General features: G+C 62.1%; 28 protein-coding genes and 1 pseudogene. 6 read left to right on the top strand and 23 right to left on the bottom strand.

All coding sequences use genetic code 11. The annotated features are described in order from the left end of the window. The first annotated feature begins 3 nt into the window (after positions 1–3). The 3 genes from ACK9YZ_RS12085 to ACK9YZ_RS12075 all read left to right on the top strand — a co-directional run bounded on the left by ACK9YZ_RS12085 (position 4) and on the right by ACK9YZ_RS12075 (position 887). Positions 4–198 carry a type II toxin-antitoxin system HicA family toxin gene (locus ACK9YZ_RS12085; protein ID WP_416063964.1) on the top strand — a complete coding sequence of 65 codons (195 nt, stop codon included), beginning with the start codon at positions 4–6 and terminating at the stop codon, positions 196–198. Between the two features lie 83 nt (positions 199–281). Further along, positions 282–563: a type II toxin-antitoxin system RelB/DinJ family antitoxin gene (locus tag ACK9YZ_RS12080; protein ID WP_416063963.1), complete on the top strand. Its 282-nt coding sequence runs from the start codon at positions 282–284 to the stop codon at positions 561–563. A gap of 114 nt (positions 564–677) precedes the next feature. Continuing rightward, positions 678–887 (top strand): type II toxin-antitoxin system YafQ family toxin, encoded by a 210-nt coding sequence (locus ACK9YZ_RS12075; RefSeq protein ID WP_416063962.1) that lies wholly within the window; start codon positions 678–680, stop codon positions 885–887. Between the two features lie 22 nt (positions 888–909). Here the strand turns inward: ACK9YZ_RS12075 and ACK9YZ_RS12070 are convergent, their stop codons facing one another. From ACK9YZ_RS12070 to ACK9YZ_RS12045, 6 genes are all read right to left on the bottom strand, one after another. Then, positions 910–1,719, bottom strand: a complete 810-nt coding sequence (locus tag ACK9YZ_RS12070) for a transglutaminase-like domain-containing protein (RefSeq protein WP_416063961.1) — start codon at positions 1,717–1,719, stop codon at positions 910–912. A 67-nt stretch (positions 1,720–1,786) separates the two neighbouring features. Further along, entirely contained in the window at positions 1,787–2,686 is a 900-nt protein-coding gene (locus tag ACK9YZ_RS12065; protein ID WP_416063960.1) for a transglutaminase family protein, read from the bottom strand. 55 nt (positions 2,687–2,741) lie between these two features. Further along, the gene (locus ACK9YZ_RS12060; RefSeq protein WP_183736155.1) at positions 2,742–2,987 is read right to left on the bottom strand and encodes a hypothetical protein; all 246 of its coding nucleotides are present in this window, start codon (positions 2,985–2,987) and stop codon (positions 2,742–2,744) included. A 106-nt stretch (positions 2,988–3,093) separates the two neighbouring features. Then, positions 3,094–3,276: a hypothetical protein gene (locus ACK9YZ_RS12055; RefSeq protein ID WP_216754929.1), complete on the bottom strand. Its 183-nt coding sequence runs from the start codon at positions 3,274–3,276 to the stop codon at positions 3,094–3,096. Between the two features lie 66 nt (positions 3,277–3,342). Then, positions 3,343–3,471 carry a hypothetical protein gene (locus ACK9YZ_RS12050; protein ID WP_416063959.1) on the bottom strand — a complete coding sequence of 43 codons (129 nt, stop codon included), beginning with the start codon at positions 3,469–3,471 and terminating at the stop codon, positions 3,343–3,345. 71 nt (positions 3,472–3,542) lie between these two features. Then, a complete protein-coding gene (locus tag ACK9YZ_RS12045) occupies positions 3,543–3,872 on the bottom strand; it encodes a hypothetical protein (RefSeq protein WP_416063958.1) in 330 nt (109 codons plus the stop codon). Positions 3,873–4,094: 222 nt separating this feature from the next. Between ACK9YZ_RS12045 and ACK9YZ_RS12040 the strand changes: the two genes are divergently transcribed. Then, complete coding sequence (locus ACK9YZ_RS12040; RefSeq protein WP_416063957.1) at positions 4,095–4,718, top strand: LysE family translocator; 624 nt, start codon at positions 4,095–4,097, stop codon at positions 4,716–4,718. 37 nt (positions 4,719–4,755) lie between these two features. Here the strand turns inward: ACK9YZ_RS12040 and ACK9YZ_RS12035 are convergent, their stop codons facing one another. After that, positions 4,756–5,139, bottom strand: coding sequence for a limonene-1,2-epoxide hydrolase family protein (locus ACK9YZ_RS12035; RefSeq protein WP_416063956.1), 384 nt, complete (start codon positions 5,137–5,139; stop codon positions 4,756–4,758). A gap of 11 nt (positions 5,140–5,150) precedes the next feature. Further along, positions 5,151–5,750 carry an NADPH-dependent F420 reductase gene (locus ACK9YZ_RS12030; RefSeq protein WP_416063955.1) on the bottom strand — a complete coding sequence of 200 codons (600 nt, stop codon included), beginning with the start codon at positions 5,748–5,750 and terminating at the stop codon, positions 5,151–5,153. Between the two features lie 122 nt (positions 5,751–5,872). Between ACK9YZ_RS12030 and ACK9YZ_RS12025 the strand changes: the two genes are divergently transcribed. Then, on the top strand, positions 5,873–6,802 hold the full coding sequence (locus tag ACK9YZ_RS12025; protein ID WP_416063954.1) for a LysR substrate-binding domain-containing protein: 930 nt from the start codon (positions 5,873–5,875) through the stop codon (positions 6,800–6,802). On the opposite strand, the gene ACK9YZ_RS12020 is transcribed toward ACK9YZ_RS12025, so the two are convergent. The 8 genes and pseudogenes from ACK9YZ_RS12020 to ACK9YZ_RS11985 form a co-directional block, all read right to left on the bottom strand. Further along, positions 6,799–7,071 carry a hypothetical protein gene (locus ACK9YZ_RS12020; protein WP_416063953.1) on the bottom strand — a complete coding sequence of 91 codons (273 nt, stop codon included), beginning with the start codon at positions 7,069–7,071 and terminating at the stop codon, positions 6,799–6,801. The genes ACK9YZ_RS12025 and ACK9YZ_RS12020 overlap by 4 nt on opposite strands. Positions 7,072–7,162: 91 nt before the next feature. Continuing rightward, positions 7,163–7,381 (bottom strand): hypothetical protein, encoded by a 219-nt coding sequence (locus ACK9YZ_RS12015; RefSeq protein ID WP_216758886.1) that lies wholly within the window; start codon positions 7,379–7,381, stop codon positions 7,163–7,165. Between the two features lie 58 nt (positions 7,382–7,439). After that, positions 7,440–7,610: pseudogene (locus ACK9YZ_RS12010) on the bottom strand (HlyD family secretion protein); the annotation flags it as partial. 10 nt (positions 7,611–7,620) lie between these two features. Further along, positions 7,621–8,529: a homocysteine S-methyltransferase family protein gene (locus tag ACK9YZ_RS12005; RefSeq protein ID WP_416063952.1), complete on the bottom strand. Its 909-nt coding sequence runs from the start codon at positions 8,527–8,529 to the stop codon at positions 7,621–7,623. 114 nt (positions 8,530–8,643) lie between these two features. Further along, positions 8,644–9,333: an ABC transporter permease gene (locus tag ACK9YZ_RS12000; protein ID WP_416063951.1), complete on the bottom strand. Its 690-nt coding sequence runs from the start codon at positions 9,331–9,333 to the stop codon at positions 8,644–8,646. A gap of 12 nt (positions 9,334–9,345) precedes the next feature. Then, positions 9,346–10,071 (bottom strand): ABC transporter permease, encoded by a 726-nt coding sequence (locus ACK9YZ_RS11995; RefSeq protein WP_216754919.1) that lies wholly within the window; start codon positions 10,069–10,071, stop codon positions 9,346–9,348. A 9-nt stretch (positions 10,072–10,080) separates the two neighbouring features. Then, positions 10,081–10,854 (bottom strand): transporter substrate-binding domain-containing protein, encoded by a 774-nt coding sequence (locus ACK9YZ_RS11990; protein WP_416063950.1) that lies wholly within the window; start codon positions 10,852–10,854, stop codon positions 10,081–10,083. A 42-nt stretch (positions 10,855–10,896) separates the two neighbouring features. Further along, complete coding sequence (locus ACK9YZ_RS11985; RefSeq protein ID WP_216758799.1) at positions 10,897–11,676, bottom strand: ABC transporter ATP-binding protein; 780 nt, start codon at positions 11,674–11,676, stop codon at positions 10,897–10,899. 162 nt (positions 11,677–11,838) lie between these two features. On the opposite strand from ACK9YZ_RS11985, the gene ACK9YZ_RS11980 reads away from it, so the two are divergent. Beyond that, on the top strand, positions 11,839–12,303 hold the full coding sequence (locus tag ACK9YZ_RS11980; RefSeq protein ID WP_216758798.1) for an Lrp/AsnC family transcriptional regulator: 465 nt from the start codon (positions 11,839–11,841) through the stop codon (positions 12,301–12,303). Positions 12,304–12,335: 32 nt separating this feature from the next. On the opposite strand, the gene ACK9YZ_RS11975 is transcribed toward ACK9YZ_RS11980, so the two are convergent. The 7 genes from ACK9YZ_RS11975 to ACK9YZ_RS11945 form a co-directional block, all read right to left on the bottom strand. Then, positions 12,336–13,562 (bottom strand): HlyD family secretion protein, encoded by a 1,227-nt coding sequence (locus tag ACK9YZ_RS11975; protein WP_416063949.1) that lies wholly within the window; start codon positions 13,560–13,562, stop codon positions 12,336–12,338. A 2-nt stretch (positions 13,563–13,564) separates the two neighbouring features. Beyond that, entirely contained in the window at positions 13,565–14,254 is a 690-nt protein-coding gene (locus ACK9YZ_RS11970; RefSeq protein WP_416063948.1) for a hypothetical protein, read from the bottom strand. 158 nt (positions 14,255–14,412) lie between these two features. Next, positions 14,413–15,210, bottom strand: a complete 798-nt coding sequence (locus tag ACK9YZ_RS11965) for a hypothetical protein (RefSeq protein ID WP_416063947.1) — start codon at positions 15,208–15,210, stop codon at positions 14,413–14,415. 237 nt (positions 15,211–15,447) lie between these two features. Next, a complete protein-coding gene (locus tag ACK9YZ_RS11960) occupies positions 15,448–15,843 on the bottom strand; it encodes a hypothetical protein (protein WP_416063946.1) in 396 nt (131 codons plus the stop codon). Continuing rightward, entirely contained in the window at positions 15,840–16,043 is a 204-nt protein-coding gene (locus ACK9YZ_RS11955; RefSeq protein ID WP_183736136.1) for a hypothetical protein, read from the bottom strand. Before ACK9YZ_RS11955 ends, ACK9YZ_RS11960 begins: the two co-directional genes overlap by 4 nt. 123 nt (positions 16,044–16,166) lie before the next feature. Next, the gene (locus ACK9YZ_RS11950; protein WP_183736350.1) at positions 16,167–16,418 is read right to left on the bottom strand and encodes a hypothetical protein; all 252 of its coding nucleotides are present in this window, start codon (positions 16,416–16,418) and stop codon (positions 16,167–16,169) included. 54 nt (positions 16,419–16,472) lie between these two features. Next, a complete protein-coding gene (locus ACK9YZ_RS11945) occupies positions 16,473–20,240 on the bottom strand; it encodes a hypothetical protein (protein ID WP_416063945.1) in 3,768 nt (1,255 codons plus the stop codon). Positions 20,241–20,308: the final 68 nt, after the last annotated feature.

Genomic DNA, 20,308 nt, shown 5'->3' with positions numbered 1-20,308 from the left:
TGCATGGCCGGCTATCTCAAGGAACTTAAAGAGTTACTGTCGAAAGCCGGCTGCAAATATGTTCGGCCGGGAAAGGGCGACCATGAAATCTGGTTCAGTCCGATTTCAAATCGCCATTTCACGTTCGATCATGGTGTCAAATCCCGCCATACTGCCAATGAGACGCTGAAGCAGGCGGGTCTCCCAAAGGCGTTTTGAAGCAAGACGCTGATAGGGAACGTTTCTTGAAGGTGTTGCTCAATTGGGCTACATAGATATCAAACTCAACAAGGAGGCTGAAGATGGCTGCAAATGCCTATGTACGTGCCCGCATCGACTCTTCGGTGAAGGATGATGCCGCCTTGGTACTCGATAGCCTTGGATTGACCATCTCGGACATTATCCGCATCGTTTTGACCAGAATCGCCCGAGATAAGGCTCTTCCCGTCGAACTCACTCGACCGAACGCCAGGACGATCGCTGCGATGGAAGAAGCAAGAGCGATCAAGGCGGATCATGGCAAGCATTTCGACACTGCCGAAGAGCTGATCAAGTCACTTGACGGCAACACGCTTGCCAAGTGACAGAAACCGAGCGAAACCCGCTTCCACCAAGCGGGCTTCGTTGCCGCGGCAATCAAGCCATACCAAACAATTTCAGAAAGATTGGGAGCGCTTTCGAGGTCCGGCCGCTATGACATGGTCGCACTGAAGAAGGTCGTCGGTTTGATCGTCGACAATGAAGGTCCTCTGCCGGCCGAGCTGAAAGATCACGAGCTGACGGGTGACTGGAAAGATCATCGAGAATGTCACATCGGTGGTGACTTTCTGCTCATCTACTCCATAGACGACAAGAGGAATCTGGTCGTGTTCGTTAGTGCCGGTACCCACGCCGAACTCTTTGAATAAGGCGTTCATTTCCTCCGTCACATCACACCGGAATCTCCTCGGTGATCACCTCGAAGCGTTTGAGCACCGCAGGGCCGAAAGCCGTCGACATGGCGACGTCGGTGGCGTCGCGGCCGGTGGCGATCAGGATGCGGCCGATGCGGGGCGTGTTGTGGCGGGCGTCGAGTGTGTACCAGCGGCCGCTCAGATAGACCTCGAACCAGGCGCTGAAATCCATCGGGTTCGGGTCGACGGGCACGCCGATATCGCCGAGATAGCCGGTGCAGTAGCGTGCCGGGATGTTCATGCAGCGGCAGAGCGTGATGGCGAGATGGGCGAAGTCGCGGCACACGCCTGACCGGTCGGTGAAGCCGCCGAAGGCGGTGCGCAGCGGATCGGCCTTCTGGTAATCGAAGGCGATGCGGTTATGGGTGAAATCGAGGATTGCCTGGACACGTGGCCACCCTGGCGGTGTGCCGAAGAAGGTCTTCCAGGCGAAGTCGGCGAGGCGGTCGGTATCGCAGTAACGGCTGCCGAGCAGGTAGACGAGCACATCATCAGGGAGATCATCGATATCGTGCTGCATGGCGCCCTCGGGCACGGGATCGGGCAGGCCGCTGTCGTAGATTTCGAATTCGGTGGAAATGGTGGTGAGACCCGGTGGCGCTGTGATGCGGCTGCAGGCATTGCCGAAGCCGTCCACATAGGACCAGGCCTCGATCGGCCGGTCGAAACCGAGGACCTGTTCCGTCAGGAGATCGACGCGGCGGGACGGGTGGATGTCGAGGACCAGCAGCATGGGCGTTTCGTGTTCGCATTCATAGCCGATGTGAAAGCCTGCGCGGATCTTCATGGAAGTCGTGTCCCTTCGATCAAATGAACGTCCTGCAGGCGAATGCACAAGCGGGCCAGGTGTTCCGTCACCTGCCGCTTGCGGCATCGAAATCCCGTTCCATGGTGACGTTGACCTGCACACGCATATTGTCGAAATCGTGCGCTCCGCCGTCATAGCTGCCGGAGAGCGGCACGGCCTGGCGCGGGTCGCGGGCGACGCCGACGCGGATCAGGTCGCGGTTGCCGACGATGCCATTGGTGGGATCGAATTCCACCCAGCCCGCACCCGGCAGGTAGACCTGGCACCAGGCATGGGTCGAGCCGCCGCCGAGCGTGACGGAGCCGTCGCGATCGGGCACATAGACGTAGCCGGTGACGAAGCGGGCGGCGAAGCCGAGCGAACGGGTCGCCTCCATCATCAGCAGCGCGAAATCGCGGCAGGTGCCGCTGCGCAGCAGCAATGTCTCGCGGGGCGCCTGCGTGCCGTGCTCGAAGCGCCTGACATAGCTGAAGCTCTCATGGATCGCATAACAGAGCGTCATCAGGATATGGCCGGTGCGCGGCTGCCGAACAAGCGGCACGAATTGCCGCGCCCATCTGCCGACCTCGTCTGCGGGATCGGGATAGTGCCTGTCGATGGTGCGCTCGAGATCGACCGCCTCGTCCTCGTCATAGGTGAAGGGAAAGCTGAGCGCCTGGCGGTCGATCTCCAGATCGAGCGGCACCTGCGCAGTATGGTTGAGACGGATGACGGTTTCAAAGCGCAGTTCGGCGGAGGCGGCCGTTATATCGACCAGCGCGATGCAATTGCCGAAGACATCGTGAATCCAGCGGACGGATTCCGGCTTGGGAAAGACATCGAGGCTGCAGTTCAAAAGCGTCTGGTCGAAACTGTCGCGGGGGCGGAACATCAGCCGGTGCTGGCCGAAATGCACCGGCCGTTTGTAATGGTAGGATGTGATGTGGCGGACGGAGAAAATCGTCATCCTGCCTCCGTGTTTTCATGACGCAGCACTCGAATGACCGCGGAGGAGGCGTCCGTCACTTCTCTCTGCGCGAGAGCGGATAGGCAGGTGCATCGTAGAGCACGCGGATCTGCCTTTCGTCGAAGCGGGCTTCGTTCACCTCCAGCACGCAGCCGCGCAATTGCGAGCCGGGCATCTCTTCCATGGCAAAACGCAGTGCTTCCGCGGCGGTTTCGAAGCGCCTGTAGCGGGGGCCGCGGGAGCTGCGCAATGTCTTGCCGGTGTAGAGCCCGGCTTCGATCGTATAATTGAATTCTGCCACGTGATGGTCCTTGCTCGTTCCTAATATGGCCGAGCCATTCGGGTGTCGGAGTATTGCGGCTCTTCCGGATTTTCCAGTTCTTCCAGGTTTTCCGGGGCCGGCGGTTTCAGGATGAAACGGCGGGTAATGTCACTCTCGTTTTCTGGCGCTCGCTGCGTTCGTCCTGCCTGATTTCGCGCTGTCTCAAGCGCAGCCGCTTGCGAACATCCTGAAGCTTTTCGGCATCGGAGTCTTTTTCGGGCTGCGGCGCGCGGAAGAGATTTTCGGCTGCGCGCTTTTTGGTGGTCATATTGCTGTCCTCTTGGATGATGGGCGGGACGGCCGGAAGGCCGCCGCGCCGGATTGGGCTCGGGCGTTATTTCTTCTTGTCGCTGCCTGCCATCTTGACCTGCGTGCCGGGCGCAGGCGTTGCCGAGGATGCGGCAGAGCGGTCTTTCTTCGGCTTGCGGGTTTCTTTGTTGCTGCGCACTTGGCCTTTCGCCATGGTTTCCTCCTGGTGTGACGATGCGGGACAGATCAGGTATTGCGGCCCGCCGACGGCTGGCCGGCGCGGCATCAAAGGGGCTGCGGTCCGATGCCGGAATGCTCGTCCAGAGAGGCTGCCAAAGTGGAAAGGCGCGATTGGCCTTGGGGTTGCGCTTGGGATTGTTCTGGGGAATGCCCCAGGGAATGGATGCGCAGCGTGCTTGTTCTCCGGCCGGTCTCCGGCCCATGGCTGAAATTGGGAAAAGCCACGAAACTTTCTGCGGCTTCAAAACGATCGCCCTGCCGCCCGGCGGCTTCGGCACGATCGAGGATACCGAGCGTCACATTCTCACGGTAGCCGAACGCGCCGGTCCGGATGAGATTGCGCGACAGGCTTGGCGGATAAAAATCGGAAGACATCGCGTCCTCCTTTCGTTGGGGCCAGGGCTAACGCCCGAACCGGCAGCGCCCTTGAAGTGGCTGCCAGCAATTGGAATCCTGCGCTTATTCGCTGCGCCGCGCAAGGCGTTTTTCGCGGGATGGGGATCCGAGCAGCTGTCGCGGCATAAACTTTTCGAATATTGCGCCGACGCCAGAAGCCGTTAATTTGAAGGCGGACATTTCAAGCAACGGAAATCGAAGATGAGCATCGCTGTTTTGACGACCTACGTTCTTGTCGTGCTCGGGCTGATGGTAATTCCCGGGCCAGCAGCACTGCTGGTTCTCGCCCGATCGGTCAGCGGCGGCAGGCGGGCCGGCATTGCAACGGGGCTTGGCATTGGGGTCGGCGATCTCATCCATTCCACCATGGCGACCTTTGGCCTTTCGGCCCTGCTTGCGACCTCGGCGCTCGCCTTCGAAGTGGTCAAATATATCGGTGTGGCCTACCTCATCTATCTTGGATACCGGGCCTTCATCGAAAAATCCGGCAACCTCGACTTGGCGGCCGCCCCGGAGATCAGCCCCGGCAAGGCTTTCCGGCAGGGAGTCTTCACGGAAATCCTGAACCCGAAGACGGCGCTGTTCTTCCTCGCCTTCCTGCCGCAATTCATCCATCCCGAAAGCGGTTCGGTGATCGGGCAATTCGCGCTGCTCGGCATCATCTTCGTGACGCTCAGCATCTGCGTGACATCGGCGCTCGCGATCGGCGCCGGTTCGGTGCGCGGCTGGCTCAACAGGAACCGGACGATTGGCCGCCGGCAGGGCAAGGTCATCGGCTCGATCTACATGGCGCTCGGCGTTCGGCTGGCGTTTCAGCAGCAGTGAGCGGCACCGGCCGCTGATGCGACCGGGCTTTGAGTTGCTACCGCTTTATCGCGGCCAGCTGCCGTTCAAAACTCCCCAGATCGAAATAGTCGCGCCAAACGGTGATCCTGCCGTTTTCCACCGTCAGCGTGCCCATGACCGGCAGGGTGATCCGGCTGCCGCTTTCATGGGTGAAGATATCGATGCGCTCGTTCAGCACCACGTTGCCGGAGGCGGCGATTGCCGTGACCTGCCAGTCCACCTTGAAGGTGGAGCCGATGCCGAAATCGGCGTGGAATTTACGAACGTTTTCGCGGCCGGTGATATCGGGCAGGGGCACGTTGTCGTAGAGCACCTCTTCGGCAAGCATGGCGAGCGCCTCCTCGATGCGGCTGGCGCTCCAATGGGCGAAGAAGATCCTTGCGGTTTCGAGCGGTGACATATCAACCTCTCTCAGCCGAACTTGACGAGGTTGAGGGCCGGCAGCGGGCCGCCGGGGAATTGCATCAGGCTGGCGCCGATTTTGAGCGGGCCGAGGTCGACGCCGGCAAAGCCGAGGCGCGTGATGATGTCAGCAACTTCAGCTTTCGCCTGCGCATCGTCTCCGGAATAGAACAGCACTCGGTTGCCGCCTTCGGCCCTGGGGTCGGCGGAGACGAGATTGGCGAAGAGGTGATTGAAGGCTTTGACGAGGCGGGCGCCGGGCACCAGGCCGGCGACGATTTCGCTCGACAGGCGGCCGCCGAGCTCGGCCGGCTTGAAGAGGGGGCCTTCGATCGGGTTATTGGCGTCGATGACGATGCGGCCGGCCCAGTCCGGCAGGCCGGACAGTGCTGCCGGCAGTTTCGACCAGGGCACGGCGATGAGGACGATATCGGCCTTTGCCGCCTCCTCGATGGTGCCCGCGGTGATATGGGGGGCGAGCTCGGCGGTGAGTTCGGCGAGCGTTTCAGGGCCGCGGCTGTTGGCTATGGTGGCGGCGATACCGTTGCGGGCGAGAGCGCGGGCGAAGGCTGCGCCGATATTGCCGGCGCCGATGATACCGATGGACATGGCAAGTTTCCTTTCTGCATGTCGTGTTCGTTTCGATGAAGGCATTATCGCGATGTCATTCCTGTTTTATTAGAGGGGAGTGGGTGGTATCAGTTTCAAGTTTTCCTTGAAGGTGATCGGCAATGGAGAGTTTGGCAAATCTGGAATCCTTTGTGCGGAGCGCCGAGCTTGGCGGCTTTTCGGCGGCGGCCAGACGCCTCGGTCTGACACCGGCGGCGGTCAGCCGCAATGTGGCGGCGCTCGAGGCCAATTTGAAACTCCGGCTCTTTCACCGCAGCACGCGCAGCCTGACGCTGACGGAGGCAGGCGAGCGCTTTCTTCTCTCCGTGCGCGATCATCTCGAGGGGCTGCAGGGGGCGATTGCCGAGATCTCCAACGAGCATGCGGAGCCGGCAGGCGTGCTGAAGGTCAGCCTGCCGCCGGGTTTGGGCACGGGCTATATCCTGCCGATGCTGCCTGATTTCATGAAACGCTATCCGCTGGTGCAGCCGGAATGGATGTTCGAGAACCGGCAGGTGGATCTGATCGCGGAGGGTTACGATGCGGCAATCGGCGGAGGCTTCGAGCTCGCCTCGGGCCTAGTGGCGCGGCCTCTTGCGCCAGCCCATCTCGTGGCGGTGGCATCACCAGCCTATATGCAGGGCCGTGTGCCGCCGGTCGATCCGGCCGGGCTTGCGGGGATGGACGGCATCGTCATGAAATCGATCAATACCGGGCGCATTCCGCAACGGCAGATGCGTAACGCAGCGGGAGTGGAACAGCTGGTCGATCTCGCGCCAAAGATCGTCGTCAACGATCCCGCCGCCATGCGCGGTGCCGCCCTTCTCGGGCTCGGCGTTACGCTGATCTCGAAGCCGGATGCGCTTGCCTATCTCGACAGCGGCGAGCTGATCCGGCTCGTGCCCTCCTGGTATGTCGATATCGGGCCGATCTCGATCTACTACGCCAACAAAAGGCTGCTGCCCTTGAAGACGCGGGTATTCATCGATTTCGTCATCGAGGCTTTTCAGCGTCAGCGGTGGCCTGAGCGTTTTGCCGGCAGTATCGGCTAATGCGGGTCGGGGCGGTAACCGAGCACGAAGGCGATGACTTTCGCGGACGACATTTCGCAGGGTTTCAGCGTGCTGCCGCTTGCCTCCAGGAGATAGAGGTTGAAGCTGACGATATCGGTGCCGGAGAGATCTTCGGCATAGAGCCAGATGCGCTTGCCGTCGGGGGATCGCTTGACCGTGGCGCCCCAGCGGACGGCCTCGAAACTGCCTTCGCTGTAGCCCTCGGGGATAAGGGCGAGGGCACCGGTGAAGTCGTCTGCGGGGTTCATGCCTGTCTCTATGAGGCGGTCTTACACTGCATAGGTGGCGGCGCGGGTGGTATCGCGCAAGGTCGCGTCGTCGGAAGCATCGGTAAATCTGTTAAACCAGCATGAGGCCGTGACCATACTCTTCGGTGAGCTCCTCGATCAGGAGCTTTTCACGAGAGGTCAGGTTCTCACGATCGACGAAGCGCCAGTTCCGCTCGTACAAGGCAAAGGCTTCGTCGGCGGCAATGGGACGCGCAGGATTCCGGTTCCACGCGAGCATCTTCAGCTCGGGGAATTCGGCAGGAACGATCTGGTTTCCAAAATGCGTCATGCGTCCAAGATAGTCCAATGGGGTGCCGTTATCAAACTGCGGCACCCCACCGCTTCGCTCAATACCCCGTCAGCACCAGCGTCTGCACCGGCAGCAGCATGGCCTGCATGCGCAGGATCATGGCATGCATGACGCCGACCGTATCGATGACATGCAGGCTGATCCCTTTGGTATAGGCGTTGGCGATGCGGCTGCACTCTTTGCCCAGGAGAACAGGAGTATCGCGACCAGCGGGTGCTTCAATCCGAAAACGTTGTCTTCAAGCGATGAATATGGGCTGCACCGATGCCGCAGCAGCCGCCGATGATGGTCGCGCCCGCTTCGGCCCAGGAGCAGGCATAGTGCGAATAGGCATCGTCATTCAGATCGCTACGGGTGTCGTGCAGGCCTTCATTGGCGGCTGCCTCGCCCTGTTCCCCTTCGAAGGCATTGGCATAGACGCCGATTTCGAGGGGAGCGTCCATCTTCCGGAACACGCGCGCTGCCGTCTCCACGGCCGCCTGCATGACCTCTGGCTTGCTGCAATTGAACAGGAGGGCTTCAGCGCCCGAGGATGCCGCCCAGGATGCCGCGTCCTCCACGCTTTCGTTGGAGCGGAGCCTCGGTTCTGCGCCCTTCATGGCTGCCTCGTCATCCGCCACCGTGAAGGAAATCCAGAACGGCTTGGCTGATGTCGCCACCGCCTGGCGGACGGCTTCTGCCTCGGCAATCAGGCTCAGCGTCTCGCCGAGCCATATATCGACGAAGGGGCCGAGGTTTTCGACCAACACCTTGAGATAATCCTGCACCCGAGAAGGCTGAAAGTTCTGCGGCTCGTATGAGCCGAAGATCGGCGGCAGCGAACCGGCGACCAGTATCTTCCGATCCGTAACCGCATCGGCCGCCTCACGTGCCAGGCGGCCGGCAAGACGGATCAGCGCCGGCCCTTCCTTCCGAAACCGTTCTTCGCCAATGTGAAAGGGCACGAGCGCATAGCTGTTTGTCGTAACGATTTGCGAGCCGGCGGCGATGAATTCCTGGTGTACCTGGCGCACGATGTCAGGCGAGTTGATCAGCGCCAACGCCGACCATTCCGGTTGTTTCAGTTCGGCGCCCAGCCGCAGCAGCTCGCGGCTCATGCCGCCGTCGAGAATTCGGGTCGTGCTCACGAAGAGGTCTCCATTCGGTCTGTTGCGCCGTGACCGGCAGCGGGTTTTTCATAGGAAAGTGGGTGGGGTGCAGATGGTTCGTGGGTAAGCGAGTTCATGGCCGGTTCTTTGGGCCTAGCGACGGACCGGCACCTGCGCTTCGAGACCTCGAAAGACGCGGGCGATCACTGCGGTCAAGGCGAGATAGAAGAGGGTGACGACCAATAGCGGTTCGTAGACGAGCAGCGTGTCCTGCCGGACCTTGTTTGCGACGGCGTAGAGATCCATCACCGTCACCGTAAAGGCGAGCGGCGTCGCCTTGAGCTGCATGACGATCTCGCCCGCAATGGTCGGCAAGGCGATGCGAATGGCGCGCGGCAACCAGATGCGGCGGGTCAGCTTCCAAGGCGACAGGCCGAAGGCTCGGCCGGCTTCGAGTTCCCCCTTGGGAACGGCAAGCAGCGCGCCGCGCAATACCGCTGCCTCATAGGCGGCGTAGTTCAGCGTGAAACTGACCGCAGCGAAGAAGAAGCCTTCGCGAAGGATCGGCCAGAACAGGCTCTGCCGGATGCCGGGGATCATCGGCAGCAGCGAACCCACGCCGTAGTAGAGAAGCCACAGCTGGATCAGCAGAGGGGTGCCGCGGAAGAAGGTGCAGTAGCCCCGCGCCAGCAGCCGTGTCAGTCCGCCGCCGCTGACCTGCGCGAAGGCGAGGCCAATCGCGATGACGAAGCCGAACACCACCGATATCACCAGCAGGCAGACAGTCTGCCAGGCGCCCGTCAAAAGCAGCGGCCAATAGGAAGAGATCCAGGTGAAATTCATGGGGCGTTCGCTTCAGGCAAGGCGCAGCTGTCCCCGTCGCATCCGCCCCTCGATCAGTTTGAAGAGGACGTTGGAAACGAGCGTGATGGCGAGGTAGAGAAGAGCCGAGGCGAGGAAAAAGACGAAGTAGTGTTTGGTGCTTGCCCCGGCAAGGCGGGTGGCGAGCGCCAGTTCCTGATAGCCGACGACCGCAACCAGTGCGCTGTCCTTGGTGACCGACATCCACAGATTGGCAAGGCCCGGCAGGGCGTTCGGCAAGAGTGCTGGCAACATCACGCGGCGAAATCTCAGCGCCGGCCCCATGCCGAAGGCCTTGGCGGCCTCGATCTGGCCAAGGGGAATGGCGAGGATCGCGCCGCGCAGCACCTCCGTCATATAGGCGCCCTGCACGAAGCCCAGCACCGCGACGGCCGCGACAAAGCCGTTCACATTGACCGGCGGCAGGTCGAGCGCGGCCAAAAGCCGGTTGAGACCGTCGGTGCCGGCGTAATAGAGCCCGACGATCAGGATCAACTCGGGAACGGCGCGGATAACGGTGGTGTAGACATCGAGCAGCAGGCGGAGAACGCGGTTGCCCGAAAGCTTTCCAAGCGCGCCGGCCGTACCGAGCAGCAGGCCGATCGCGAAGGCGCAAGCCGAGATGGCGACCGTGGAGACCGCACCTGCCAGGAGAACGCCGCCCCATCCCGGAGGATAGGGAGACAGCAGGTCCAGAATGCCTTGTTGTGCGGTCGCCATCAGGACTGCTTACTTTGCGCCGTAGATGTCGAAGTCGAAGTAGTTCCTGGTGATCGTGTCGTACTGGCCATTGGCGCGAACCGCAGCGATCGCCTTGTTCAGCTTGGCTTTCAGTTCGGTATCTTCCTTGCGCAGGCCGCCCGAAACGCCGGCTCCGAGAATTTCCTTATCGTCGGCGACGTCGCCCATCTTGGCGCAGCAATCCTTACCCCCATCGCTTTTCAGGAAAGCGTCAAGCGCCAGCGAATCGCCGAAAACATAGTCGATACGGCCAGAGGCGAGATCCTGAAAAGCCTCGTCGAGCGTCTGGTAGGTCTTTTCCTCGGCGACGCCGGCAAAATACTTCTTGTAATATTCCGACTGGATCGTCGACACCTGGATGCCGATGGTCTTGCCCTTCACGTCCTCGGCCGTCGCACCTGGCTTCTGGTCCTTGGGACCGATCAGGGTGCTCGGCGTGTTGTAATATTTGTCGGTGAAGTCGATCACCTTCGAGCGTTCCGCGGTGTTCGACATCGACGACCAGATCACGTCGAACTTCTTGCTTTGCAGAGCCGGGATGAGACCATCCCAGGAAATGTCGACGATCGAGCATTTCTCCTTCATCTCCTCGCAGACGGCGTTCATGAGGTCGATTTCCCATCCCTGCCATTGGCCGGAGGCATCCTTGGCGAAGAAAGGCGGATAGGATTCGTTCATGACGCCAAAGCGGACTTCGGCCTGCGCGGCGACAGCGGAAAGCGCAAGGGCAACGCCGGCGAAAAGGGTGGGGATCAGCTTCATTCGCAGGATTCTCCTGGTTTGTGTTGTCGATGAGAGTTCGCGTCAGTGGGCGTTGAGACCGGTAAACTCCCGGCAGCGGGCGCTCACCGGCGCCCCGAATATCTGCTCCGGCGGGCCTTCCTCCTCGATCCGTCCCTGATGCAGGAACAGAACGCGGCTCGAGACATCCCGTGCGAAGCGCATTTCATGCGTGACGATCAGCATCGTCCGGCCTTCTTCCGCAAGGTCACGGATCACTTTGAGCACCTCGCCGACCAGCTCCGGATCGAGCGCCGATGTCGGCTCGTCAAACAGCATAACAGCGGGATCGATGCAGAGCGCCCTGGCAATGGCCGCGCGCTGCTGTTGGCCACCGGACAAGAAGGCGGGATAGGCGTCACGTTTATCGAAGAGCCCGACCTTGTGCAGCAGCGCCTCGGCCTTTTCGATGGCCTCGCGCCGCGAAATGCCCATGACATGTACCGGCGCCTCGATGACATTCTCCAGCACCGTCCGATGCGCCCAGAGATTGAAGCTCTGGAAGACCATACCGAGCCCGGTGCGCAGCCGTTCGATCTGCCGCCAGTTGCGCGGCTGCAGCCGCCCGCCCCGACCCATCTTCAGCAAGATCTCCTCGCCGTTGATCGCAATGCGGCCACGATCCGGCGTTTCCAGGAAATTGATGCATCTGAGGAAGGTGCTCTTGCCGGAACCCGACGAACCGATGATCGAAATCACATCGGACTTGCGGGCCTCGGTCGAAATGCCTTTGAGAACCTGTTGCGAGCCGAAGCTTTTATGGAGATCTTCGACACGAAGAGCAGGAGAGGACTGATCGGGCATGCATGGTTCCGGCTGAAGTGAATTCGCGAAGGATAATGATAAATTAACGCGGTTTTTTCGCGCAATTTTCATTCATTCTGCATATTTTGCGCAAAATAATCTTGTTCATGCGGCAAATGCGGCAGAATACGCGAAGTGCCGCGACAGAAATCGGACTGGACAATGGAACAACTGGATCGTTTTGACCGTGAGATTCTCGATATCGTTCAGCGCGACTGCCAGCTGAAGGCCGAAACGGTCGCCGAACGGGTCGGGTTATCGGTCTCGGCCGTGCAGAGGCGGTTGAAGCGCCTGCGCGAGGAAGGGATCATCAAGGCGGAGGTGGCCGTCCTCGACCGCAAGGCGACGGGGACATCGATGGTGTTCATCGTCGGGATGGAGATCGAGCGGGACAATTACGACGCGCTGGCGAAGTTCCGCCTATGGGCGGAGAAGCAGGATCATATACAGCAGGTCTATTACGTCACGGGTGCGGTCGATCTGATCGCAATCGTCACCGCCCGCGACGTCGAGCATTATGACGACATCGCGGCCCTGATCATGGCGGAAAATCCGCAGATCCGCCGCATGCATACGAATGTCGTGCTGCGCGACGTCAAGCTCGGCCTGTTCGTGCCACTTCAATAGCAGGCGGACCGTGCGCCGGCCCGTCGCCGGCCTCAATGTTCCCTCAGCACCAGTGTTTGCACCGGCAGGAACAGTGCCTGCATGCGCAGGATCATCGCGTGGACGAGACCGACCGTGTCGATGACATGCAGGCCGATCGCTTTGAAGGTGCCGATACTGGGGTCGGCGAGCGCATCGTGATTGCTGGTATAGGCGTTCGCGATGCAGCTGCCGCCCGGGGGCACGTCGTCCAGGCCGCCGGGGAAGAGGGGTTGCAGGAAGACGGTCAGCGTCCCCGGTTTTGCCAGTTGGGCGACATCGACGAGCTGGTCGGTCGGGCGCAACTGGCCGGCGGCGATCACATCCTGCACCTCCGTGACGACGAGCGGGATGATGGCGAAGGGTTTGCCGACGCAGGTGGCTTCGGCCACCATGCCGGGTTTCATCACCTGCGCCTCGATCTGGCCGAAACCGGCAATCAGCGTGCCGCGACCGGCCTCTTCAGGCACCAGGATGCCGGCCGGGCGCAGCATGGTGTTGAGCACATCGCCGCGCCGCAACGTAAACTGTTGAACAGTGCCGCTGATGCCGGCCTTGACGACCGTCTTGTCGAGTTCGACCTGGGCCTGTGCCAAAGCCGCCTCGGCGCTCGCCTTCTGCGCCGGCAGGAGCACATTGAGCTTGGTCTGCAGCGTCTCCTTGTTGGCATAGGCGGCGCTGACCATGCCGCGCTGGCTTTCGACCGTATTGGTGAGCCGGTCTACCTCGCGGCGGGCAACGGCGTCGTTCTTCAGGAGCTGGGTCTTCATCTGCAGTTCGTCGATCGAAACCTGCAGGGCGCCTTCGGCCTGCCGTATCACACCGTCGGCGCTCGCAAGCTCGCTTTCGGCCACCTTGGTCTGGGCCTCGACTTCGGCGATCTGCTTGCGCGCCACGTCGAGCGCGGCCTTCTGGGCGGAATCGTCAAGGCGGAAGAGCGGCGCGCCCGCCGCGACCTTCTGGTTGACGCCGACGAAGACCTCATCCACCCGGCCCATCGCTTCCGGCAATATGGTGACGGTGCGGAAGACCGCGGTGACGCTCTTCGTCGCGGGGTGGAAATAGAAGATCATGGTGATGAGCGAGATGGTGAGCAGCAGGCAGGCGGTTATACCCCAGCGCAACTCGTACCACATGCTGTAGAGCGTGATCTCATGGCCGATGCGCTTTCCCTGCACATAACGGCGGAAGAGATAATCGGGGAAAATGGTCAGCATCGAGCAGAGGAGCAATTCCAGCATGGTCAGATACCTTTTTCCTGGGCGCTGGCTTTCTGGGCGCTGGCTGTAACGACCGGCTGGATGAGCTGCGGATGAGGCGACGGGGCAGGGGCGATCGGAGCGCCGGAGACGGGAGCGCCGCTTGACCCATGATTGGCCTGATGATGCTGCGCTGCCGCAGCAGCCGAAGGCCCTTCAACCGGATGCGCTTCAGCCGGGGGGACGGGGGCGCTCTGAGCGGTGCCGGCCTCGGGACTGCGGCTCGCGAGCCTCGCAATGGACCGGGCGATGGAATAGAGCGGCGTCGAAAAGTCGGGAATACGGACCATTGCCAGCAGCAGGCCGATAATCCAGTAGATATGATTGTGGGTGAAGAGGGAGATCAGCGCCAGTACGGCGACGATCTCCAGTTGCACCTTGTTGGCCCGGTGCGCGATGCGCTCGGGAACGGCATGGAGCTGGAAATAAAAATTGCCGATCGCGAGGATGATCAACAGCATCAGCACGATGACGACGACGAAGAGATAGTCGGTTTGTCCAGGCGCGGTGATGAAGACGGGCACATGATCGGTCAGGGCGGCGTGATAGGGTTGCGTCGCTGCCTCATCTGCTGCCGCTGCCGTTTGAGCGGCCAGGGAGACCGTTGCGAGCGTTGCGCCGATGGCGCTCCAGTGGCGGTTCTGCTGCCTTCTCGTCTTCCTTCCATCGCCCATGCCAAAGCTCCCCCGGACGGCATTTTAGTGTCCGCTTAATTCTAGGCTTTTTGTGCGCGGCACGAAAGTACGTAACGGTAATTACGGGGGTAAAATCTGTGCCTCGTGCCATTCGTAAATGGTCGGGCACCTCTCTTTCAATTAGCCCGCCAACACCGTCACCGTCCACCATCCTCCAGCCTATGCCGCATCCAGATATTCGGCTCCTCATAGAGCCCAAGCCCGCTCTTGCAATCGGCCATCAGCGGCGCCAGGCCGCCTTCCATGTGATACGGCCCGGACATGGGAAAGCGCAGCCCGCTCCATTCGCTCCATTGCGACAGCGGCGCCTCGACCCGCATCGAGCGCGGCGCGATTTTGACGAGGCTCGCGCCGAGCTGCCAATGTTTGCGTATCCAGGGATCGAAGGGCGCGCCTGATGACGTCGTCCAGGCGATGTAATCCGCGAAGGATGTCAGCGGATAGGCAGCCTTCTTGGTGGGGCGCACGGGCGCGACGAGGGCCTGGAGGCCGTATCGCCTGGCATCGGCCTTCATGTTGCCGATCAGCCGCTCGGCCAGATCCGAGCCGCGCATGGCGGGCGATACGACGATGGCAAGTGCGGAGAGGGCATTGGGTTTCCGGCCCGATGCGAAGGCCTCCACGCCGCCGGCGAGAACGGCATCCCATCCGGCATCGGGCAGGGAGGCGTCGTCGTCATGTTTGGGCCAGAAGAAGGGAATGCTGTTCGATGTGGCGACGACCTGCTCATTTCCGCTGTTGTCCCTGCCGAGGGCCAGGAACTGATGGCGGCGCAGGCCATCCGAAAACAGGCTGTTCCAGTATTTGATGACGGCAGCGTCACCGCCGATGAATTTCGGCCAAACCGTTGCGCCCAGTTCGTCGAAAGCGGGGATGAGGTCGGGCCGTTCCTCGGCGGAGACAAGGGTGATCTCGTTAGAGGCTTCTTCCATCATGCCTGAATTTTTCCCGAATCCGTCGCTGCGGCCACGCGCAGTCGGCCCTAACAGCTCGTCATACGCAACCTTTTGTTTATGTGCCGAACGTAGCAAAGGGCGCCGGGAGGCCGGTATCAAGAGAGCGCCTGGCTCCGGCCGAAGGCGTTTCGCAAGGTCACCGGAGGAATTCGGCCCCCAACCCAGCGCTCTCTTGACGCTGCAATGATCGCAGCAGATGGTTGAGGCGGTGTCTTGCTATCTTTTCAGACGCCGCGCCAAGAGCGCGCCGGCATCGCCGATGACGATCGCCGGGATCAGCACCAGCGCCATGTCATTGATGCGCGGCGGTACATCGACGACGACGAGATTGAGGCCGAACCAGGGATTGAGGATCTGCACCATGTAGATCGCCGCCCACCAGAGCCCGAAGGGGATGACGATGAGCAGGCGGCCGAGGCGGGTGGCGCTCCAGCGGTCGGCGGCCTCGGCCACCGCAATGTCGCGGGCGGCCTCGATGCCCTTGATCACTTCCGCGGCGGCAAGCTTCTGCTGATCGGTCTCGGCCGAGAGTTTCGCCTGATAGGCAGCGAGCAGCGGGCCGGTGAATTTCTCAATGATGCCGCCGAGCAGCAGGTCGCTCAGCCACTTCATTTCGCCCATCCGCAACGATGCGCCAGATAGTACCAACCCTCGGCTGTTGCCGCGATGAGCGCGCCGGAGGCAACCTGAAGCGCCATGGCGACATCGGGATCACGCGAGATCATCTCGCCGAGATCGGGTGCGATCAGCCCGCGGGTGACGAGGATGGCGGCGAGGTAACGCAAGAGAATGCGAATGAAGACGAGGGTCATGTCTGCTGCCCTTGATGATGATGGAGAGCGGCAGGATGGGGTGGGGAGAGTTGTCAAGCTGAACTCGGAGGGATCGCGATTTTCTTGAGATGCAAAACCGCCCACACTTCTGCCGGACTTGCCCTAAAGAAAGCGGGCGAGCGCACCTGAGGCGATCGCCTTGATCAGCAGGCCCGCAAGCGGCGTCAGCACGATGGCGACGACGGCCCAGAGCGCCTTGCCGATGCGGTTTGCGAGCTTTTCGACGCTGCCTTCGATGCGCAGCAGGGCGGCGTTGATATGCGGCTGCTGCGCTTCCAGCGAGACGACACGCTCTTTCAAATCACCGATCCTGCTGTGGAGCTTTTCAAGCTCGTTGCGGGTTGTCTCATCCATGATGTCATTCCTTTTTGGCATCATGGATAGGGCGCAAACGGTTGAGATCGAAAATCACGGCTGGCCGATCCGCGCAAACCCGGCGTCCACCTTGCGGGGGATTTCATCGGCGGGCGACTCCGCCGCGAGACCGGTGGCTTCGAGGATCTCGGTGACATGCTGGTGGCCGATGCCGATGTCGCCTGACGGAGGGCGGATGGCCTTTACGAGCGCCCTGGCATCGCTCTCAGTGCCGGCAAGCGGCTTTTCCGCATCGCGGATGGCGGGCAGGGCGGCCATGACGGAATAGCCGGTGTGCTGGGCCAGGAAGGCCGGCCATGCAGGGCCGTTGTCGTGCCCGCCGATGGCGGCGGTAAAGACCATATCGGTCATGGCGAGCGCGGTCAGATCCATGGCGAGTGCAATGCCCTGCCGGGCTGCCGTGTCCGCATCCTGACCGGTGGCTTCGGCACCGGCCTTGAACTTTGCGGCGAGATGCGCGCCCAGCGCCTTGAAGAGCAGCAGGGTTTCGTTGCTGCCGGCATGGGCCGGGAACGGATCCACTATCGCCTGCCGCATGCAGGCATCGGCATGGGCAAGAGCCTTCGCTTCATCCCCTCCGAACTGGCCGATGCCCTTGTTGTAAAAGGCAAGCCAGGCCGGTCTCTCGATGAGATGGTGTCGCAGCGTTTCCTCAAGCCAGCCGGCCATCGTCTCCCATGCCGTTCCGGCCTCAGCGAAAAACCCGCGGCTGGCCATGAGAGGCGAACGGCTGGCGACCTCCCCGATAATGCCGGGGCGGAAGACATTCTGCAGCGCGGCCACGAAATCGCCCCTGCCTGAGGCGGCGATGATCTCGGTGAGCCGGTAGCGGCTTGAAAGCGAGGCCGCGAGATCATTCGCCAGGCTGACGGCGGTGACGTTCTTTTTTGCCAGGCGAGCCATGCGGCCAATGCGATCGGCGGAGCGCAATTCGCCGGCGCCCATTTCGCTGAGCCAGGCCTTCAGGGCCTCCAGATCAGCGGCACGGCCGGCCTCCTCAAAGGCCGTCTTGAGGCCGGCATCGGCAAGCAGACGCCTTGCATTCGCGAGCGGCTCGCTGAATTCCAGGTCGTAAATGAGGTGATTGACGTGCCGGTGCAGGACGGCGATGTCGAGATCGAGCGGCCGGGCGGCGAGGTCGACGCGGGACCTGCCATGACTGGCCTCGGTTGCGGATTTGGCGAAACGGCCGGCGCCAAGGGCCTGCGCCGGATCCGGTGCCGCATCGGCGGCATCATAGGCCAGCGGATAATAGCCGCCTTTCAGCGCCTTGCCGGCGATCTCGACGGAGACGGGCTGCACCCATTGCGGCGCGATGCCGGTCACACGCTTTTCTCGGGCGGCGATATCGGGCTCGAGGGCGGCGAGATAATCCCAGACGGACTGCACGAAGCCGGCATCGCGCGCATCGAGCGAGGCGAGCACGGCGGCGAGCCCGGCTTCGTCGAGCGCGCCTTGGATGCGGCCATCCGTCAGGCGCCGGCGATTGACCTCGTTGCCGGTGTTCAGCGCGATGGCAATAGCCTCCCATTTTGACAGGGACTGGCCGAGGGCCGGGAGATAGCGGGACGTTGCCATCTGGTGTCGCTCCTCGGCGGAGTAGACATTGTAGAGCTCTTCCAGATCAGCGGCCGCCTTCTGTTTGCGCAGCGCAAGGCGGCTTGCTGCGGCATCGAGCGGCGCCTTGATGGCCCGGTGGGCTGGGCCGGCAGCGGTGGCGTCGAGCTCAAGCAACAGCGCATCCGCCGCACGGGCCGGATCGAGGGGAGGACGCTCGCCTTTGGCAGGGCCGGCCGGTCGCGGCCTTCTCAGGGCGCCGACGAGGCTCGCAACGGTCGCCTCGATATCGGCTTCGCGATCGGCATCGATCAGCTTGCCGGCGCGCCTGGCCGCATGTTCGAGATTCTTCAGCGCCGCGGCGACGGCGCGGAAGCGCTCCAGCGTGATCTCCTTGTAGGACTGGCGGCCGGAGCCGATCAGCACACTATCGGGAATGGCAAGCTCGTTTTCCCGGCCTGCCGCCTTCATGGCGAGACTATAGTTTCTGAGGGCGATGCGCGGATCATCCTGTCCGCCCGCCTGACCTCCGGTCTGACGATCCGCCCGGCCGCCGAGGCCGAAGCGGTCGAGCAGGGCGTCGATCGCGCCCGGATAATCGATGCGGCCATTGTCGCGAAGGACGGCCGCGGCGAGTTTTTCGCGCGCGGGGCCGCTTGCGAGGCTTTCCGCTTCGGCCTCGAATTTTTCCACCTCGCCGATAATGTCGAGGCTTTCGGCATAAATCGCGTGATTGAGAAGCTGGCGGCGTTTGGCGGTGATCAGCCTGGCGATACGCTCGTCCTGTTCGTGAGGGGCGGCGTCTGCATTGCCGGCAGCCTTGCGGCTTGCCCTCTCGCGCCAGGTCTCATCCTGCGCCAGTTCGTCACCCAGCCTGATGGCTTCGATAGCGGTACGCCTGCCGGCGGCGAGGAAGCGCGCGCCGTCCATGGCATCGGCCACCTCCATGCCCGCGGTTGCCGAGAGCGCATAGGCCCTGGCTTCGACCGCCGTCAGCCCGTCGCCCGAGCCCGCAACCTCGATGAGGGCCGCAAGCTCGGCCGCCAGCCATTCGGCCCGCCGGTCGTTGTGCACGGCTGCGATTGCCCGCTCCTCGGCCGAACCGTCGATCAGCATGTCGCCGTGGCGCTGCAGCATCACGCGCTCGACTTCGAAGGCGATTGCGTCTTCGCGGGCAGGCGCCAGCGCCATGGCCGCCACCAGCTCGTCGCCTGAGCCAAGGCCGAAGAGATCGGCGACGATATCGGGATCGAGCCCGCCTTCATCGGCATAGATGGAGCGCTCACCCCTGGGCAGGGCTTCGAGGATGGTGGCGCCGTAGCGCGCCACGAGGGTGGCTTTGTCGAAGCGGATGTCGCCGGATGGTGCGGGATTTTCCGCATCCAGCCATCGGCGGTTCGTCATCCATTCGATGGCGCGGTAGATGCCGGTGGCGTTGATCTCCTTCTCCACCTCGCGCTGTACGGCCGCCTTTTCTTCCCTGTAAGCCTTCTGCCCCTCGCGCCGCACGGGCTCCATCATCTGCCGCAGAAGGCGGGCCTTCGCTTCCTGTGAGGCCAGCGCGCGCAGCTTCAGCAGCCGGTCGTAGTGCGGCTGCGTCAGGCCGGCATCTTGCGCATTGGCAAAGACGGGTTCATCGCCGCCGACATTCTGCTGGGCCATCTCGATTGCGGTGTCGCAGGCGAGCAGGCGGAAGAAGATGGCGGCGACATCCGGTGCGAGGGAAATGTCGAGGGCGACGAGGCGGCGATATATGGAGAGCAGCCAGTCGCGGAACTGTTCGAAGACGCCGCGCATCTCAGGTGAGGGCGCCTCGCCTTCGATGAGGTAGGTTTCGGCAGCATGTGCGAAGCGGGACTGGATGGCGGCGTCGATGGCCGCGTCCTTGCTGGGATTGCCGGTGGTGCCGCGATCGAGTGCGGCGAACACATCCTTGGCGGTGATCTTGACGCCGAGTTTGGTGCGCACTCCATCGGATGCGACGGCCTTGGCGTCCTCGTGCCACCAGCTTTCGAGATGGGCAAAACTCTCCGCAGCGGGACGAACGCCGCGGCCGGCCATATCTTGCATGATATCGAGGAAATGGCGGCTTGCTCCTTGCAGCAACGTGGAGAAATTGGGCTTGCGGAAGACATCGAGGATGGTTTCGGTGTCGGCTGGGATACGGAGTGGGGTGTCGGGTGAGACGGCTGGGCTCTGGAACAAACGCGGCGGCGTGTCGGATGTGAGGTTATCGGTCTTCATCACCGCGTTTCCAAATGAAGGTTGGGCGGACACGGTTGTCGTGTCGGCGGGACGGTTGGTCAGGTTTT

This window comes from Rhizobium sp. ZK1 (assembly GCF_047782645.1).
In the GTDB taxonomy this organism is placed as follows: Bacteria; Pseudomonadota; Alphaproteobacteria; order Rhizobiales; family Rhizobiaceae; genus Rhizobium.
This window is presented reverse-complemented; position numbering and strand designations above follow the sequence as displayed.

Excerpts from the sequence above, each read along its gene's own strand:
- ACK9YZ_RS12070 (WP_416063961.1), bottom strand. The coding sequence starts at position 1,719 with ATGAAGATCCGCGCAGGCTTTCACATCGGCTATGAATGCGAACACGAA.
- ACK9YZ_RS12045 (WP_416063958.1), bottom strand. The coding sequence starts at position 3,872 with ATGTCTTCCGATTTTTATCCGCCAAGCCTGTCGCGCAATCTCATCCGG.
- ACK9YZ_RS12040 (WP_416063957.1), top strand. The coding sequence starts at position 4,095 with ATGAGCATCGCTGTTTTGACGACCTACGTTCTTGTCGTGCTCGGGCTG.
- ACK9YZ_RS12020 (WP_416063953.1), bottom strand. The coding sequence starts at position 7,071 with ATGAACCCCGCAGACGACTTCACCGGTGCCCTCGCCCTTATCCCCGAG.
- ACK9YZ_RS12075 (WP_416063962.1), top strand. The coding sequence starts at position 678 with ATGGTCGCACTGAAGAAGGTCGTCGGTTTGATCGTCGACAATGAAGGT.
- ACK9YZ_RS12000 (WP_416063951.1), bottom strand. The coding sequence starts at position 9,333 with ATGAATTTCACCTGGATCTCTTCCTATTGGCCGCTGCTTTTGACGGGC.
- ACK9YZ_RS11980 (WP_216758798.1), top strand. The coding sequence starts at position 11,839 with ATGGAACAACTGGATCGTTTTGACCGTGAGATTCTCGATATCGTTCAG.
- ACK9YZ_RS11955 (WP_183736136.1), bottom strand. The coding sequence starts at position 16,043 with ATGACCCTCGTCTTCATTCGCATTCTCTTGCGTTACCTCGCCGCCATC.
- ACK9YZ_RS11965 (WP_416063947.1), bottom strand. The coding sequence starts at position 15,210 with ATGATGGAAGAAGCCTCTAACGAGATCACCCTTGTCTCCGCCGAGGAA.
- ACK9YZ_RS11970 (WP_416063948.1), bottom strand. The coding sequence starts at position 14,254 with ATGGGCGATGGAAGGAAGACGAGAAGGCAGCAGAACCGCCACTGGAGC.
- ACK9YZ_RS11985 (WP_216758799.1), bottom strand. The coding sequence starts at position 11,676 with ATGCCCGATCAGTCCTCTCCTGCTCTTCGTGTCGAAGATCTCCATAAA.
- ACK9YZ_RS12025 (WP_416063954.1), top strand. The coding sequence starts at position 5,873 with ATGGAGAGTTTGGCAAATCTGGAATCCTTTGTGCGGAGCGCCGAGCTT.
- ACK9YZ_RS11990 (WP_416063950.1), bottom strand. The coding sequence starts at position 10,854 with ATGAAGCTGATCCCCACCCTTTTCGCCGGCGTTGCCCTTGCGCTTTCC.
- ACK9YZ_RS11950 (WP_183736350.1), bottom strand. The coding sequence starts at position 16,418 with ATGGATGAGACAACCCGCAACGAGCTTGAAAAGCTCCACAGCAGGATC.
- ACK9YZ_RS12085 (WP_416063964.1), top strand. The coding sequence starts at position 4 with ATGGCCGGCTATCTCAAGGAACTTAAAGAGTTACTGTCGAAAGCCGGC.
- ACK9YZ_RS12055 (WP_216754929.1), bottom strand. The coding sequence starts at position 3,276 with ATGACCACCAAAAAGCGCGCAGCCGAAAATCTCTTCCGCGCGCCGCAG.
- ACK9YZ_RS11975 (WP_416063949.1), bottom strand. The coding sequence starts at position 13,562 with ATGCTGGAATTGCTCCTCTGCTCGATGCTGACCATTTTCCCCGATTAT.
- ACK9YZ_RS11960 (WP_416063946.1), bottom strand. The coding sequence starts at position 15,843 with ATGAAGTGGCTGAGCGACCTGCTGCTCGGCGGCATCATTGAGAAATTC.
- ACK9YZ_RS12050 (WP_416063959.1), bottom strand. The coding sequence starts at position 3,471 with ATGGCGAAAGGCCAAGTGCGCAGCAACAAAGAAACCCGCAAGCCGAAG.
- ACK9YZ_RS12030 (WP_416063955.1), bottom strand. The coding sequence starts at position 5,750 with ATGTCCATCGGTATCATCGGCGCCGGCAATATCGGCGCAGCCTTCGCC.
- ACK9YZ_RS12065 (WP_416063960.1), bottom strand. The coding sequence starts at position 2,686 with ATGACGATTTTCTCCGTCCGCCACATCACATCCTACCATTACAAACGG.
- ACK9YZ_RS12080 (WP_416063963.1), top strand. The coding sequence starts at position 282 with ATGGCTGCAAATGCCTATGTACGTGCCCGCATCGACTCTTCGGTGAAG.
- ACK9YZ_RS11945 (WP_416063945.1), bottom strand. The coding sequence starts at position 20,240 with ATGAAGACCGATAACCTCACATCCGACACGCCGCCGCGTTTGTTCCAG.
- ACK9YZ_RS11995 (WP_216754919.1), bottom strand. The coding sequence starts at position 10,071 with ATGGCGACCGCACAACAAGGCATTCTGGACCTGCTGTCTCCCTATCCT.
- ACK9YZ_RS12035 (WP_416063956.1), bottom strand. The coding sequence starts at position 5,139 with ATGTCACCGCTCGAAACCGCAAGGATCTTCTTCGCCCATTGGAGCGCC.
- ACK9YZ_RS12015 (WP_216758886.1), bottom strand. The coding sequence starts at position 7,381 with ATGACGCATTTTGGAAACCAGATCGTTCCTGCCGAATTCCCCGAGCTG.